Here is a 15,942-nt window from a genome sequence, read left to right as displayed (position 1 = left end):
TAGCCGAGCGGGACGCCCGGCGCCTCGCACTTGCGCGAACCACAGGCGACCGGTAACGATGACCGGATGCCCGTCGACACCCCTCCCCTGTGCCTCGTCTGGGGTCCTGCCGGACACGGAGTGACCGACTACGGCTCCGACGTCGCCGCCGCCGCGCACCGTCTCGACCCGGCCGTGCGCGCCGCCGCCGTGACCGACCTCAGCGCCGCGCTGAGAGCGGTCGCTCCCGGCGAGCCCGTGCATCTGCACGCGACCGACCGCCTGCTCGGAGCGAGCCTGGAGGAGGCCGCCGACGCGGTCGAAACGCTCTCGCGCGCCTGTCGGCTGACCCTCACACTGCACGATCTGCCGCAGCCGTCAGACGGCACGAAGTACGACCGCCGGGTCGCCGCCTATCGCCGTTTCTTCGCCGCCGCCGACGCCGTGGCCGTCAACAGCGAGCACGAGCGGCTGCTCGTGTCGGAGCACCTCGGCGACGACCTGCGGCCCGAGGTGATCCCGCTCGGAACCCGGCTCGCTCGCGCTCCTGAGCCGGGTCTCGCCGACGCCCCGGACCGACCCGGCGCCTCCGCCGACCTCATCGTGCTCATCGCGGGGTTCGTGTACCCCGGAAAGGGGCACGAGCCGGCCCTGCGCGCCGCCACCGCGGCAGTGAACGCGCTGCGTGCGTCGGGCCGACCGGTCGGCGAAGCGGTCGTCCGCGCTCTGGGTGCCGCCTCGCCGGGCCACGAGGGCGACGTCGCGACGCTCCAGCGCTTGGCCGCCGACCTCGGCGGCCGCTTCGAGATCACCGGATTCCTCGACGACGCCGAGTTCGCCCGGCGGCTGCGCGAGCCCGGCATCCCGGTCGCCGCGCACGAGCACGTGTCGGCTTCGCGATCGATGCTCGACTGGATCGAAGCCGGACGTCGTCCGCTCGTCGTCCGGTCGCGCTACAGCGACGAGATGGACGGCTTGCGCCCCGGGACGACGGTTCTCTTCGACCCGGCGGAGCTGACCGACCGCCTCGCCGAGGCGTGGGAGGACCCGGCCTCGACTCGTCTGGCCCCCGGGCATCCCCTGCGTCCCGACCTGGCCGACGTCGCTGGGTCGTACCTGAACTGGTGGCGCGGGATGTCGCGATGAGCACGGGCCCACTGCCCGGCGAAGCCCTACCCGGCAACCGGTGGGACCTTCTCGACGGCCGATGGCCCGCACAGCCGCCGACCGTCTCGGTGATCGTCGCCCACTACCGCCAGCCTGAACAGCTCGCTCGGACGCTCGCCGCGCTGCGGTCGCAGGATCACCCGGCCGACCGGCTGCAGATCATTGTCGCGGACGACGGCTCGCCCGAGCCGCCCTCCGTTCCAGACGGGGTCGAGCTCGTCCGCCACGAGGACCGGGGCTTCCGGCTCGCGGCCGTCCGCAACCTCGGTGCCGCGGCGGCTCGCGGAGATGTCCTCGTGTTCCTCGACGCCGATACGGCCCCCGAGCCCGCCTTCATCCGCGAGCTGACCCGGCTGCCCGCACTCGCGCCGGACTGCGTCACGGTCGGGCGGCGCCGGCACGCAGACCTGCGCGGCGTCGACGCCGCCCGGCTCGCCGAACAGGCGGCGCGCACGGCCCTGCCCGAGCCGGAATGGCTCGCGGCGGAGTATCGCCGAACCGCGAACCTGCTCCGCGCTGACGACCGCAGCTATCGCCACGTCATCGGGGCTGTCATCGCGTGCTCGCGGGTGCTGTTCGCCGCGACGGGAGGCTTCGACGAGTCGTTCACGTCGTATGGCGGGGAGGACTGGGAATGGACCTATCGCGCGTGGCTGCGCGGCGCGCTGCTCGCCCACGTGCCCGCAGCCGTGGCGTGGCACGACGGACCGGATGCCGCCGGACGCGATGAAGGCGCGGTGGCGCGCCGCAACGCGGAGACCATCCGGCTCAGCGACCTCATTCCCGTCGCCGGTTCCGCCGGCCGGGGCCTGCGGCCCACCCACCCCGACATCGCGATCATCGCGCCGCCGCGCGCGAGCGACGGGCAGCGGTTCCTCGCCATCGACAGCGTGCTCGCTGCTCTGGGGCCGGCTGCGGGGCGCGCCGCCGTGCTTCCGGAGGAATCCGAGCCGGATCCCGCGTTCGATCGCGTCCGGATCATCGTCGAACTGCTCCACCCGGTCCGCATCGACGCCGACGACGACGTCCTCACCGCCGCACTGGCTCGCGTCGACGGCGAAGGCCTCGGCGAGCTGACCCTGTGCTCCCCCGACAGCGAGCCCCTCCTGCGGGTCATCTCGGTGCGCGCCCGCGCGCGGGGCGAGCGCTGGGGCCGTGACGATCTCTTCCCGACGGCGTCGGTGACGACAGCGGAGATTCGCGTCGTCACCGACGAGCCCGATCTCGCCGCCTACCTCGGCGGCTGGGGCTGACCGGCGCTCACTCCGCCGGGTAGCGGGCGGCGCGCAGCACGCGCGCGAGATGCGCCGCGTTGCGTGCGAGAGTGGCGGTCGTCGAGGCGACCGGGTCTGGCGTCTTCTCCAGATCCTTGAAGTCGACGGTCTGCATCGCCTCGCCGTTCCAGTAGGTGCCGCCCTGCGCGGGGATCGTGAACCCGACGTCGTTCAGCCCCTGGAACAGGTCGGCGGTGGCCTTGTGCGCGCCGTCCTCATTGCCGACCACAGCCACCACGGCGACGCGGTCGAAGAGGATCGGCCGACCGGCGTCGTCCGTCTCGGAGAGCTCCGCGTCGAGGCGCTCGAGCACGCGCTGCGCGAGGCTCGAGGCGTGTCCCATCCAGATGGGCGTCCCGACGACGAGGATGTCGGCGGCGAGGATCTGCTCGCGAACGGAGGGCCACTCGTCTCCGTCCCCCATGTCGGTCTCGACGCCCGGCGCGATGTTCAGGTCGGCGATGCGCACCTGCGTGCCCGAGGCGCCGTGCTCGGCGAGGGCGTCGAGCACCTGCTGCAGCATGAGCTGCGTGCTCGACTCCGCGGGTGCGGGCTTCAGGGTGCAGTTGAGGGCGACGACCCGAAGCGGGGCGTCGGAAGCGGGCAGGTCTGTCGTCATGGCGAGTCCTTTCGTCTGCCGCCATCGTCGGCGACGCCCCGCGGTGGGCGACAGGCTGTTGACAGCGCGGCGTCAGGCCGGAACAGCGGCATCCCACCACCGCAGCACGCGCAGGGCGATCAGGGTCAGCCAGGGCGACGGCTCACCCTCGGCGACATCGATGTCGAACCAGACGCGCCCGGCCAACGGCGTTCTCTGATGCCACGTGCCGTCGGCCGCGCGTGCGTTCCGGACCATGTCGATCGCCTCCGCCAGCCGCGGGTCGGGTGCGGCGTTTTCGAGAAGCGCAGCCGCGCGGAAATGATCGAGGGCGACGAGCGCGCTGTAGCGGTGGCGATTGGGATAGACGAACTCCGTCACGAAGTCGCCGACGGGCTCGCCGGTCGAGGCGCGGAAGGCGAGCCGGCGCGACAGCAGGTACTCCTCCCCGCGGTGCCGGCTCTCGCGGAGGGCCGGGTCGCCCGTGATCTGCTCCCACGCGAGCATGCCGCGCAGAGCGTTGAGCGTCGAGTGGAACGACCCGCGCACCGATCGTCCTTCCTCCGCCTCGCAGTTCCACCCGCCATCGGCCAGCTGATGCTCACGGAACCACCGCGCCAGGCCGCTCATGTCGACACCGAGCCAGGCGCCCGTCGCGAGCGTGTACGAGTTGATGCACACGTCGATCTCGCCGTCCCAGTACGGCAGGTCGTCGTACTCCCACCGGCTGTTGCGTCGCAGCCGTTCCGCGGTGTCGCCGAGGACGGCGGCATCCAGACCCCACTCCCGCAGATCCTTCAGGGTCCAGGTGGTCGCCGTCCAGGGCTGTCCCGGCGCGCGGGCCTCCGGGCTGTCGAAGAACCCCGCGGGGAAGTACGCGCCCCCCTCCCACTGACCGTCGTCGCCCTGCTCCCGCAGGAGGCGTGCGCCGTTGCCCTCTGTCGCGACGCGAGCCCGTGTGGCCTGCCACACGGACGGCGGAGCGTCGGCGAGATCACGCTCCACCTGCCAGCGCAGCGACGGGTCGGTGTCCAGAAGCCACGCCAGCGTGCCGTCCGTGTCGGTCATGCGGTCATTGTCGCGCGGCTCAGCCCTCCTGCGCGAGCACCGCGACACCGCGCGGGGCGATCGCGACGGCATCCGCGGAACCTCGCTCGGCGGCACCCGCGAGCAGGTCGCCCGCTGCGGCCACCACCACCTCGGCGTCGGTGCGGTTCGCGAGGAACACGAAGCGCCCACCCTCGTGGCGGCGGATGATCACGTCGACGTCGCCGTCGGCCGCGAGGGGGTCTGCCGCGAGCGCCGGGATGTCGCCGGCCAGGCGCCGCACGACGTCCGCGGCACCGGCGCGACCGATCGCAGCCGACACGTACGTCGCGCTGCCTCCGCTGCCCTGGCCGCTTCGGCGTCGGGTCACGGCCGGGGCGCCGTCGAGGTCGCCGCCGGCGTAGGCGTCGAGCACCTCGACATCCGGTTCGATGCGCGCGATGCGCTCGCTCCAGTCGCGGACGACCGTGCCGGAGGCGAGGGATGCCGTCTCCCCCGGCAGCATCGGGACGAACTCCTCGATCGTGATGCCGAGCAGGTCGCGCAGCGCGCCCGGGTAGCCGCCGAGCCACACCCGGTCGTTCTCGTCGACCACGCCCGAGAAGTAGGTCGTCACGAGGTGACCGCCACCGGCGACGAAGGCGGTCAGTCGCTCGCGCAGCGCGGCCGGGACGACGTGGAGCATCGGCGCGACGACCACCTCGTAGTCACCGAGGTCGGCCGCGACGGGCACGACGTCGACGCGCACGCCGAGGTCGAGGAGCGCTCGGTACCACAGCAGCGTCTCGTCGTCGTAGGCGGGCGACTCGGAGGGGTGCGAGTCGCGTCCGCTGACCCACCACGACTCGTAGTCGAACACAAGCGCCACGCGCGCCCGCTCGCGCCGGCTGCCGGTGACCGGCGCCAGGTCGCGCAGCTGCGAGCCGAGGTCGACCACATCGCGGAACACCCGGCTCTCGGCACCGGCGTGCGGGACCATGCCGGAGTGGTAGCGCTCACCCCCGGCGCGGGACTGCCGCCACTGGAAGTAGCAGACCGCGTCTGCCCCGTGCCCGACGTGGGTCAGGGCGTCGCGGACCAGCTCGCCGGGCCGCTTGGGCGGATTCACGGCGCGCCAGTTCACCGCGCTCGGCGCGTGCTCCATGAGGAACCACGGCCGGCCGCCGGCGATGTTGCCCGTGAGGTTCGACCAGAACGACAGGTCGTCGCGCCCGACCTCGCCCGGGCGCAGGTAGTGGTCGTTCGACACGAAGTCGACGTCGCCGACCCACGAGGGGTAGTCGATGTCGCGGACGTTCTGGGCGACCATGAAGTTCGTCGTGCGCGGGATGCCGGGCGTCACCTCGGCGAGCACCGCGTTCTCGGCGCGGAGGTGGTCGCGCACGGCATCCGACGAGAAGCGCTCGAAGTCGAGCTGCTGCCCGGGGTTGCGCTGCGTCGGAGCGGCGCGCGGCGGCAGGATCTCGTCCCACTCCTCGTAGTGCTGCGACCAGAACGCCGTGCCCCAGGCCTCGTTGAGCGCGTCGAGGGTCGTGTAGCGCGCCTGCAGCCACACCCGGAAGGCCCGGGCGGCGTCATCCGAGAAGTCGTAGAGGTTGTGGCAGCCGAGCTCGTTCGAGATGTGCCAGGCGACGAGAGCGGGGTGATCGGCGTAGCGCTCGGCGAGCGCACGCGTCAGCCGCAGCGCGTACTCGCGGAAGACCGGCGACGTCGGCCGCCAGTGCTGACGCGACCCCGGCCAGAGGGTCGTTCCGTCGATCGTCTGCGGCAGGATCTCGGGATGCCGCTTCGCGAGCCACGGCGGCGGCGACGCGGTCGCGGTCGCGAGGTCGACGTCGATGCCGTTGGCGTGCAGCAGATCGATGACCTCGTCGAGCCAGCCGAAGTCCCACTCGCCCGGGCGCGGCTCGAGCAGCGCCCAGGAGAAGATGCCGAGCGAGACGATGTTGACCCCGGCCTCGCGCATGAGCCGGACGTCCTCGTCCCACACTTCGCGCGGCCACTGCTCCGGGTTGTAGTCGGCGCCGTAGCGCATCCGTCCCGGGCCGAGCGCCCCGTCCTTCACCCAGCGGTAGGTCGTGTCATCCGTTGCCATGCGATCAGCGTAGACCGAAACACGTGCAGATGCACGGGATTGATGTGTTCTACGCTCGGGTCATGCCATCCGACGCCGTCCACCCTCGCGGGCCGTACGCGAAGAGCGCGGCCCGGCGTGCGGAGATCGTGGCGTCGGCGACCGTCGTGTTCGGCACCCACGGCTACCGCGGCGGGTCGCTCCGGCAGATCGCCAAGCAGCTCGACCTGAGCCTCACCACCGTGATGCACCACTTCCCCACGAAGGTCTCGCTGCTGGCGGCCGTCCTCGAGCAGGAGGATGCCGCCGACACCGACTTCCCCGCGCGCGCAGCCCGCGACGGGTTCATCCCGAGCGTGCTGGCGATCGTCGAGCGCAACCTCGCCCGGCGCGAGCTCGTGCGCATGTTCTCGATCGTGTCGGCCGAGGCGACGCACCCCGAGCACGAGGCGCACGCGTGGCTGCTTGAGCGCTACCGCGCGGTCACCGAGACGTACGCCGCGGCCATCGCCGACGATCGCGCCCGCGGCCGACTCGATGCGGACGACGACCCTCGAGCCCTCGCCGACCTCGTGATCAGCGGGTGGGAGGGCATCCAGATCCGCTGGCTGACCGACGACACCGACCCCGTCGCCGCGATGCGCCTGCTGCTCGTCGGCCTGCTGCGGCCCCGCGCCTGAGCCGACCGCGCCTGAGCCGATACATTCGTCGGACTACCGGGGCTGGCGTGGCCTCGGCGCCCACTGCAGGCGACACCAGCACCTCCGGTCCGACGACTGTATCGCCGCTTCCGGGTTCGGCGATCAGCCTCGATCGGCGATCATGCGCCCGTAGCCCTCGACGAACGTCGGGAACGTCAAGTCGAGCATCGCCGCGAGGCGCGAGCCGTCGAGCACCTTGCCACGGTCGGCGTCGGGGTCGACCTTCGCGCGCGGCGGAGCGTCGACCCCGAGGCGATCCGCGATGAACTCGACCACCTCGCCGAGGGTCGCGGGTCGCCGGTCGACGCCGTGCAGAAGCGCGGGCGGCGCGTCCGCGTCGAGGAGGTGCGCGATCGCGCGCGCGAGGTCGACCTCGTGGATGCGGTTGGTGCGACGCTCGTAGTCGACCGGCTCACCCGCGAGCACCTGCCGGATCAACCGCTCGCGACCGGGACCGTAGATCCCGGCGGGCCGCACGACGATCGCGTCGAACATCTCGCGGGCCGCATGCTCGCCGTCGACGAGCTGTTCGCCGCGCGTGCTCGTCGGCCGGGGCTCGTCGTCCTCGTCGAGGGGACGCCCCGGACCCCACCCCTCGAAGACCCGCGTCGACGACACGAAGACGGTGCGCTCGGGCGGCTTCGGCAGCGCTCGCGCGATGCGCTCGAGCGCGGCGCGGTAGAAGCCGGGGTCATCCCCCGGCGGAAGCGTGACGACCATCGCGTCGACCGCGGGCAGCGTCGTGTCGAGGGGCGCAGCGAGGTCGGCGACGATCGGCGTGAACGCGGGCCGGATGCCGCCGGCGCCCCGCCGGATCGCGACGACCTCCTGCCCCGCATCGACGAGACTCTCGCCGAGGCGAGTGGCGACCTTGCCGGATCCGACCAGCAGCGTGCGTCGAGCAGTCATGTCCCCATCCTCCCAGGGTGCGCCGGGGCCGGGGCCGGGGCCGGGGCCGGGGCCGGGGAGCCAGGAGACCTCGACTGGAGATACAGCCGACACGGAAGAAGCCCCGGCGGACCGGGGCTTCTTTCGTGGCGGAGACGGAGGGATTTGAACCCTCGGTCCCCTTACGGGGACTCCACCTTAGCAGGGTGGTGCACTAGGCCTGACTATGCGACGTCTCCACGGCATCCGACGCGAGACGGCGCGGATGCACCCGGCAATCATAGCCCGGACTGCCTCAGGCTCCGAATCGAGGGCCGGAAAGCACCCCGGCTCACCGGGAGCTGACGGTACAGGTGACCTGCGCCGCCGTCTGGCCCGTGACCGACTCCGGCAGCACGACCGGTCCGCCCGCCTCCGGCGCGTCCGTCGCGGGCGCGTCCGGCGTCGCCGCCGGGTCGGCGGGCGCTGCGGAATCGGTCGGAGCGGGCGTGGGAGGAGCCGCCTCGCCGACGACCTCGGTGCCGTAGCCGTCACTCGTCGACCCGCTCAGCTGCACCGGCTGGTTCGCGGCGAGCGCTTCGAACAGCACCTTGGCAGCGCTCTCGACCGGCTGCACACGTGATCCGCCGTTGACGTAGGCCGTGGGGTACTGCACGAACACGATGTCCTCGTAGGGCACGCTGCGCATGGCGAGGGCGATCTGCACCATCCGCTGCGGGCTCGACAGCGACGAGCTCAGCTTGATCTGCCCGCTGGCGACCTGGTCGACGGCGGTGGTGGCGAGATTGAGCAGCGCCGTGGGGTTTCCGAGCACCCCGTCGGACTGCAGCTTGCGCACCATCGAGCTCATGAACTGCTGCTGGTTCGAGATCCGGCCGAGGTCGGATCCGTCGCCGATCGCGTACCGCGTGCGGAGGAACTGCAGCGCTTCCGTGCCCTGGAGGGTGTGGTTGCCCTTGGTCAGGCTCAGCCCCGTGTGAGAGTCGTTGACGTCATCCGACACGCAGACGTCGACGCCGCCGATCGCATCCGACATGTTGATGACGCCGGTCCATCGGGTCGCGGCGGCGAACTGGATGTCAATGCCGGTCAGTTCTTCGATCGTGCTCACGGAGCACGCGAGACCGCCGTACATGTACGAGACGTTGAGCATCTGCGCGCTCATCGCCGAGTACTGGGTGCCGTCCTCGCCGGTGCAGGCGGGGATGGGCACGATCATGTCGCGCGGGAACGAGATGACGGTCACGCGCCGCGGCTCGTCGCTGATGTGCACGAGCATCGTCACATCGTTGCGCTCACCGTCGGTGTCCTTCGCCTGACAGGCGGACGAGAGCTCGGCGTTCGCGCCCTCGCACGAGTCGGTGCCGACCACGAGCATGTTCACGCCGCCCTCGATCTCGCCGATCGTCGGGGGGAGCTGCGAGTCGTCGTCGCCGATCGAGACGCCGGCGTCGGCCACGACCTGCGTGGCGTTCCACACGTAGAAGCCGCCGACGGCGACACCGCTCACGACCACGACGGCGACTATGACGCCGAGCACCGCCAGGATCTGGGTCAGCGGGTTCGGCGACCGCAGCTGGCCGTGCCGGGCGACGGGACGACGACGGCGCCGCGACGCCTTCGCATCGGAACGTGCGCTCACGGGTGTCCTCTCGACGAGCCGGCGAGGAGTGCGTTCGGGTGCGCGCTCTTCGCGTCGCGCAGGCACTCCCGGTGACCGACTCATCATAGGGACGGATGTCTGGAAAGTCCGTGAGCGCCCCGGACATGCGAGGCGGTGACGCCCCCCATTCAGCCGCCACCGCCCGACATGTCGCCGTGCTCACCTGCACGCTAACCAGCCGCGAGCGGGCAACCGGCCGGAACGGGACGAGACTGGTAACCGCTCCCAGGGGCGAGTCGCGACCGGCGGTCAGGCAGGTTCGAGCAGACCGCGCTCGGCGACGAGCTCCGTGGCGAGTACCTTGTACCCCTGCGATTCGAAGAACACGGTGACACGGTCGTCCTCGACGGCCATCACGGTTCCCTCACCCCACTCGTGGTGGCGCACGACGTCGTCGACGCGGAAGGGACCGTCGGCGTGACCACCCCGTTCCTCCGAGGTTTCCTCGCGCGCCGCTCGGTCGTTCGCGGATGCCGCGCACGTGTCGCAGTTCTCGCACGGCTCGACGTAGTCCTGCCCGAAGTATCCGAGCAGCGTCGCCCGCCGGCACCGACGGGTCTCGGCATAGCTGCGGAGCATCTCGATACGGGAGGCGTCGATGCGTTCCCGCTCGGCCGACCTCTCCAACGCAGCGTCGACGGCGCGCTCCACGGTCATCCCCCGCCGCAGCGCGACCCCGGCGCGACTCGTCCGCACCGCGCCCGCATCCACGAGAACCGTCAGCAGCGCGGTCACGCGACGGGCCGACAGCCCGCCGGCCGCGGCGATCTCGGCGCGCGACCGCGTCGCGCCGGCGATGGCGTCGACGAGTCGCTTGAGCTCGCCCCGCTTCGGTGCCGACGCCGCGAAGAAACGTCGCAGCGACAGGTCTTCGGGCCGATAGTGAAGCGTCGCCGTCGCGGGCTCGCCGTCGCGGCCGGCGCGACCGAGCTCCTGGTAGTAGGCGTCGATCGAGTCGGGGATGTCGGCGTGGACGACGAAGCGCACGTCGGCCTTGTCGATCCCCATCCCGAAGGCCGAGGTGGCGACCACGACCTCGACCTCGCCATCGTGGAACGCCTCGTGCACCCCGTTTCGCTCCTTCGATGACAGGCCGGCGTGATAGGCGACGGCGTTGATGCCGCGGTCCTGCAGCGCCTCCGCGTACTCCTCGGCGCCGCGCCGGGTAGCGGTGTACAGCAGCCCGGGCTTGGGCAGCCCGGCCACCTCGTCGATCACGGCGTCGCGCTTGCCCGACTTCTCGGAGTGACGGCGGACGTTCAGCTCGATGTTCGGCCGGTCGACATCACCCACGAGGATGGCCGGGTCGTCCATGCCGAGCCGCTCGATGATCTCGGTGCGGACGGGGCTGGTGGCCGTCGCCGTCATCGCGAGAATCGGCGGCCGCCCCAGACGCTCGGAGACCTCGCCCAGCATCAGGTAGTCCGGGCGGAAGTCGTGCCCCCAGGCTGCGATGCAGTGCGCCTCGTCGACGACCAGCAGCGAGACCCCCGCCTCGGCGAGCTCGGCGACGACGTCGTCTTTCGCGAGCTGTTCGGGCGCGAGCAGGACGTACGAGGCCTCTCCCGACCGGATCGCCTCCCAGGCCTCGCGCTGGGCGCGCACGCCCCGGCTCGAGTTCAGGGCGACGCCGTCGGGCGCATCGGGCGCCTCCTCGATGCGCGCGAGCTGGTCCTCCTGCAGCGCAATGAGGGGCGAAACGATCGCGGTCAGGCCGGGCCGGAGAGCCGCAGCGACCTGGTAGACGGCCGACTTGCCCGCACCCGTCGCCCAGACGACCAGCACGTCTCGCCCGGCGACCGCCGCCTCGATGGCATCGAGCTGCTGCGGGCGCAGCTCCTCGATGCCGAAGGACTCTCGGGCGACACGGGCGATCTCATCGGGCTGCACCGGCTCAGTCCATCGCGCCCGCTGCGACCGTGCACGCCGGTTGCGCCGGCGCTTCCGGTGTGGAAGGCGCGTCGTCGGCGGGCCGCAGCCCGCGCCGCTGCACACGGTCGTAGGACGGCTGGCGCAGCGCGCGCACCCAGGGGTAGACCCGCGCACCGGGCAGCACCCGCCGCCCGGCGTCGAATCGGGGCTGCTCACCCGGCCATGCGGCGCGGGTCAGACGCACGAGCGCGAACGGACGCCACGAGCCCAGCGGTGAGGCGAACGAGAGCAAGAGCCGCCAGTCCGCGGCATCCGGGCTGCCGTCCACCGTCGTCGCCGAGAGCAGCACCGGACCGCGACGACCGCGGTAGGGCAGCAGGATGCCGAAGCGTGCGCGCTCGGGCCGGCGCAGGGGCAGCAGCGCGTAGCGCAGCGGCACGCCCCGTCCTGTCGAGGCGAACTCGATATCGCCGGCGTCGACCTCCGGTGATGCGGATTCGCCCGAGAGGCGCACGGCGAGCCCGTAGATGTCGGGCAGGGCGTCCGGCAGCCCCACGGAACGCGACAGTCGGGCGACGACCTTCGCCTCACCCGACTGCGGCGGCTCGTCGATCCACGAGATGCCCGACCGGCGCTCGGGCCCGACCCAGCGGACCGTGCCCGTCAGCATCGTGCCGCGCACGTGAATCGGACGCGGTCGACGCAGCATCAGCAGAGCGCCGAAGAACCCGCGGAGCAGCATTCCGGCGCCGCGGGCGAGAGGTGCTCGAGGAAGAGCTGTCATAGCACCACCGAACCCGATTTCCCGCATCTTGCGCACAGGGGTTGCGTTCGGACGTCGATGCGCTATGAGATCGCTCCCACTACACTCGGGGACGCCCTTCCGGACGCCATGTGAACAGCCCCACGCTCTCCCACCCGACGCCGCGACGCGACATCCAGGGCCTCCGGGCCCTCGCCGTCCTCGCGGTCATCGGCGCGCACGCGGTCGGCTGGCCACGTGGCGGATTCGTCGGGGTCGACGTGTTCTTCGTCGTCTCCGGCTTCCTCATCACCGGCGCGCTGCTGCGCGAGGCGCAGCTGACGGGCGGCATCCGCCTCGCCGCCTTCGCCGGTCGGCGCGCCCGCCGCATCCTGCCCCTCGCGGTCGTCGTACTCATCGCCACAGCGGCGAGCGCCTTCGTCTTCTTCAATCGCCCGCGCGCCGAGCAGACGCTCCTCGACGCCCTGTGGTCGGCGGGGTTCGCCGCGAACTGGCGATTCACCGCGGTCGGCACCGATTACTTCCACGCCGACGACGCGGTCTCGCCGCTTCAGCACTTCTGGTCGCTCGCCGTCGAGGAGCAGTTCTACCTCGCCTGGCCGCTGCTGCTCCTGCTGACCGTCTCGCTCCTGCCCGCCGCCCGTCGTCGCGGCGCCGCGGCGACCGGGGCCGTGGCCGCGCTCGCGGCAATCGTCGTCGCCGCCTCCTTCGCGTGGGCGATGCTGCAGAGCACGGATGCCGCCGTCGCGGCCTACTTCTCCACCTTCACCCGCGCGTGGGAGCTGGCGGTCGGGGCACTCATCGCCGCGATCGTGCCGCTGCTGCGCCGCATCCCGCCCGTCATCGGTGGACTCGCGTCGTGGATCGGTGTCGGAAGCCTCGTCGTGGCGTTCGCCGTCATCGATCCCGCGGCGGGCGGGTTCCCGGCTCCGTGGGCCGCCCTGCCCGTGGTCGCCACGGCACTCGTGCTCGCGGGCGGCGTGCCCGGCGACCCACGGCATCGTCACCTCTTCCCGCTGACGAACCCGGTGAGCGTCTTCACGGGCGATGTGTCGTACTCGCTGTACCTCTGGCATTTCCCGGTCATCGTGTTCGCCGCCGTTCTGCTGCCCGCCCGGGAGGCCACAACGGTGCTCGTGCTCGCGATCACCCTCGTCCTGGCCGTGGCGTCGTACCACCTCGTCGAACGGCCGTTCCGGTTCGCGCCGTACGGTCGGCCGGTCGGCGGCGAAACGACGGAGACGGCGCGCGAGGATGCCGCTGCGGCCCCGGTGCGGGCTCCCGATGCCGCGCCGGTTCGGGACGCCGCTCCGGCACCGGCGCCACGCGTGCTCAGCACCCGCCCAGCGGGCTGGACTCCCGGGACGCGCTACTACCCGGGTATGCCCCGCCCCGACTCCGCGGGCATTGCTCGTCACGATGCGCCCGCACCGATAACCGCACCGGCACCCGCACACGCGACAGCGACAGCGACAGCGACAGCGGCAGCGGCAGCGACAGCGACAGCGACAGCGACAGCGACGACCACAGAACCTGCGTCCGACGCTTCTGCGCCCTGGGCCGCGTGGCGCGCCCGGTTCGGCCCGCCGGCGCTGCTCGCGGCATCCGGACTCGGCATCGCCGCGCTGGCCGTCGTGCTCGTCGTCCAGAACGTGTTCGGCGGCCTCACGGCATCGCTCATCGCGTTCCCGCCCGCGGGCGCCGCCGACGCCGCGAGCGACGCGGCCGACGCAGACCCCGGCGACCCGATCGCCGCCCTGCAGGCCGAGCTCGCCGCGGCCGCGACCGCGACCGAGTGGCCCCAGCTGCATCCCTCGCTCGACGAGGTCATGACCCGGTCGTCGGCGAGCAACCCGGCTCGCGACTGCTTCTCGCCCGAGGTGTCGCCGACCGCCGCGGGCTGCTCCACGGGCAGCTCCGACGCCCCGGTCCACGTCTATCTCGTCGGCGATTCGACCGCGATGGCCTACGCCCCGGCGTTCCGCAAGCTCGCCGACGACAGCGACGGCGGCATCCGCGTGACGACCGTCGGCCTCTACGGATGCCGTTTCACCGACGTCGCGGTGCAGAACGACGGCGCCGGCGTCATGACGGCATGCCCGCAGCGCAAGGCCGATGTCCGCGCCATGATCCTCGCCGACGCGCCCACCCTCGTCATGATGTCGAACGCGTACACGCTCGGCCACACCCCCGACGGCGCCGACCTCTCGGCCGATGCGCTGCTCGCCGCCCAGGAGGCCGAAGCCGACACCTACGGGATGCCGGGCCGCATCGTGCACCTCGCGCCGCCGCCAGAGGGCGCCGATCTCGGGCGCTGTTACTCCCCCGCCGCCTCGCCGTACGGATGCGCGGCCGGCGTCTCGAGCACGTGGGGCCAGATGGAGTCGGCGGCCGAGCAGGTGGCGGCCGCATCCGGCAACCACGCGGTGAGCTCACTGCCCTTCACCTGCTGGGAGCTCGTCTGCCCTGCTTTCGCGGGCGACATCCCGACGCGGTACGACCGCACGCACCTGACCGTCGCGTACGCGGAGCACATCGTGCCCGCGCTGCGCGCCGAGCTCGCCGCCCGCGGGCTGCTCTAGCAGGGCGAGCCGCGGACGGGGACCTTCATCCGTTTGGACGAACTTCGGGCCGGAATGTGCGTGTCGTATGCCAGCGATGGCTGATCCGTCACCCGACTCCGGTCGTGGTCTCGCCCGCGTTTCCGGGCGTCGGCAGCGCCGGATCGTCGCGTCGAAGGCGGCCGCCAGCGATTCGCACGTCCAGGTCAGCGCGAGCGGAGGACTAGTTTGAGGTGCCCGTTCGACGTGGCTGCTCTGGGGGCGCCACCTGACGACGCTCGTCGTGTCTGCGTGGCATCACACCGTTCTATCTGGAGATCCGCATGACCACCACTCCGCCGCCGTCCGGCGCGCCCGAAACGCAGCCCGCTCCGTACTACCCGCCTCAGCCCGCCGGTGTGCCGGCGAAGCGCCGCAACGCCGTCGGCATCGTCGCCCTCGCGGTCTCCGCTGTCGGATTCCTCTTCGCCTGCATACCCGGCGCGCTGCTTCTCGGCTGGATCCTCCTCCCGGCCGGCTTCATCCTGGGCATCGTCGCCGTCTGCCTGTCGGGTCGTGTCAAGTGGCAGGGACTCACGGCGATCATCGTCTCGATCGTGGGAACCATCGTCGGCTTCCTCGTCTTCACCTTCGTCGTCGCCACCGCGCTCTCGGACGCTGTCGATGAGGCGAGGGGCGGAAGCACGACGGTGAACGAAGCCCCCGCCGATGCCGCACCGCAGGCCGAGACGGCCGACGAGGCCACGACCGACGGACCCACCGGCACGCGCGAGGACCCCCTGCCGTTCAGCGCGTCGATCAGCAACAACGACTGGGACGTGACGCTCAACTCGTTCGAGCGCGACGGAAACGACGTGGTCCGGGCGGCCAGCGTGATCAACACTGAGCCGGGCGACGGCACCCAGTACGTCATCCTCGACATGACCGCCACCTACAAGGGAAGCGGCGACGGCAGCTCTGCACTCGTCCAGGTCGAGTACGTCGCCGCGGACGGCACCGTGATCTCCACCTGGGACAACTTCGTCTCCGGCGTCGAGCCCGCCTTCGGCACGGCGAGCCTGCTGGCCGGGGCGTCCGACACCGGCAAGCAGGTGTACCTCGTGCCGTCCTCGCTCGACGGCCTCATCCGCGTGACGCCGGGCTTCCTCGGCGACGAGGTCTACTTCCAGCTTCCGTGACCATCAGCTATTCGGCCGGGTACGTCACCGTGCCCGGCCGAACGCGGCAGTGATTCTGGCGGAGGGTGTGGGATTCGAACCCACGGGACATTGCTGCCCACCAGTTTTCAAGACTGGATCCTTCGGCCGCTCGGACAACCCTCCCAGCGGCGTGAACCGCTGAGCTTCGATCCTAGC

General features: G+C 71.8%; 12 protein-coding genes and 2 tRNA genes. 5 read left to right on the top strand and 9 right to left on the bottom strand.

Annotated elements, in window-relative coordinates; genetic code table 11:
• Positions 1 to 66: 66 nt before the first annotated feature.
• Together DO944_RS08425 and DO944_RS08420 are read left to right on the top strand one after the other, a co-directional pair.
• The gene (locus DO944_RS08425) at positions 67 to 1,125 is read left to right on the top strand and encodes a hypothetical protein (RefSeq protein WP_112616496.1); all 1,059 of its coding nucleotides are present in this window, start codon (positions 67 to 69) and stop codon (positions 1,123 to 1,125) included.
• Positions 1,122 to 2,399, top strand: coding sequence for a glycosyltransferase (locus tag DO944_RS08420; RefSeq protein ID WP_112616974.1), 1,278 nt, complete (start codon positions 1,122 to 1,124; stop codon positions 2,397 to 2,399). Before DO944_RS08425 ends, DO944_RS08420 begins: the two co-directional genes overlap by 4 nt.
• 7 nt (positions 2,400 to 2,406) lie before the next feature.
• On the opposite strand, the gene DO944_RS08415 is transcribed toward DO944_RS08420, so the two are convergent.
• The 3 genes from DO944_RS08415 to DO944_RS08405 all read right to left on the bottom strand — a co-directional run bounded on the left by DO944_RS08415 (position 2,407) and on the right by DO944_RS08405 (position 6,160).
• Positions 2,407 to 3,039, bottom strand: a complete 633-nt coding sequence (locus DO944_RS08415) for a flavodoxin family protein (protein ID WP_112616494.1) — start codon at positions 3,037 to 3,039, stop codon at positions 2,407 to 2,409.
• Positions 3,040 to 3,111: 72 nt separating this feature from the next.
• The gene (locus DO944_RS08410; RefSeq protein ID WP_112616492.1) at positions 3,112 to 4,086 is read right to left on the bottom strand and encodes a squalene cyclase; all 975 of its coding nucleotides are present in this window, start codon (positions 4,084 to 4,086) and stop codon (positions 3,112 to 3,114) included.
• A gap of 19 nt (positions 4,087 to 4,105) precedes the next feature.
• Positions 4,106 to 6,160 carry a beta-galactosidase gene (locus tag DO944_RS08405; RefSeq protein ID WP_112616490.1) on the bottom strand — a complete coding sequence of 685 codons (2,055 nt, stop codon included), beginning with the start codon at positions 6,158 to 6,160 and terminating at the stop codon, positions 4,106 to 4,108.
• A gap of 62 nt (positions 6,161 to 6,222) precedes the next feature.
• On the opposite strand from DO944_RS08405, the gene DO944_RS08400 reads away from it, so the two are divergent.
• Positions 6,223 to 6,819 (top strand): TetR/AcrR family transcriptional regulator, encoded by a 597-nt coding sequence (locus DO944_RS08400; RefSeq protein WP_112616973.1) that lies wholly within the window; start codon positions 6,223 to 6,225, stop codon positions 6,817 to 6,819.
• Between the two features lie 123 nt (positions 6,820 to 6,942).
• Here DO944_RS08400 and DO944_RS08395 read toward each other — a convergent pair whose 3' ends face one another.
• From DO944_RS08395 to DO944_RS08375, 5 genes are all read right to left on the bottom strand, one after another.
• Entirely contained in the window at positions 6,943 to 7,749 is an 807-nt protein-coding gene (locus tag DO944_RS08395; protein ID WP_112616488.1) for a sugar nucleotide-binding protein, read from the bottom strand.
• A gap of 126 nt (positions 7,750 to 7,875) precedes the next feature.
• Positions 7,876 to 7,967 (bottom strand) — tRNA-Ser (locus tag DO944_RS08390).
• Positions 7,968 to 8,059: 92 nt separating this feature from the next.
• Positions 8,060 to 9,370 (bottom strand): LCP family protein, encoded by a 1,311-nt coding sequence (locus tag DO944_RS08385; protein ID WP_258524622.1) that lies wholly within the window; start codon positions 9,368 to 9,370, stop codon positions 8,060 to 8,062.
• 270 nt (positions 9,371 to 9,640) lie between these two features.
• Entirely contained in the window at positions 9,641 to 11,281 is a 1,641-nt protein-coding gene (locus tag DO944_RS08380; RefSeq protein ID WP_112616486.1) for a RecQ family ATP-dependent DNA helicase, read from the bottom strand.
• 4 nt (positions 11,282 to 11,285) lie between these two features.
• Entirely contained in the window at positions 11,286 to 12,047 is a 762-nt protein-coding gene (locus tag DO944_RS08375) for a hypothetical protein (protein WP_146752022.1), read from the bottom strand.
• Between the two features lie 110 nt (positions 12,048 to 12,157).
• Here DO944_RS08375 and DO944_RS08370 point away from each other — a divergent pair, with 110 nt between their 5' ends.
• Both DO944_RS08370 and DO944_RS08365 read left to right on the top strand, forming a co-directional pair.
• Positions 12,158 to 14,608 (top strand): acyltransferase family protein, encoded by a 2,451-nt coding sequence (locus tag DO944_RS08370; protein ID WP_112616482.1) that lies wholly within the window; start codon positions 12,158 to 12,160, stop codon positions 14,606 to 14,608.
• A 302-nt stretch (positions 14,609 to 14,910) separates the two neighbouring features.
• Positions 14,911 to 15,765 (top strand): hypothetical protein, encoded by an 855-nt coding sequence (locus tag DO944_RS08365; RefSeq protein ID WP_112616480.1) that lies wholly within the window; start codon positions 14,911 to 14,913, stop codon positions 15,763 to 15,765.
• Positions 15,766 to 15,821: 56 nt separating this feature from the next.
• Here the strand turns inward: DO944_RS08365 and DO944_RS08360 are convergent.
• Positions 15,822 to 15,909 (bottom strand) — tRNA-Ser (locus DO944_RS08360).
• Positions 15,910 to 15,942 lie beyond the last annotated feature (33 nt).

This window comes from Microbacterium sp. SMR1 (genome assembly GCF_003289625.1).
GTDB classification, from domain to species: Bacteria; Actinomycetota; Actinomycetes; order Actinomycetales; family Microbacteriaceae; genus Microbacterium; species Microbacterium plantarum.
The sequence above is the reverse complement of the archived record's forward strand: the minus strand, read 5'-3'. Positions and strand labels throughout refer to the sequence as shown.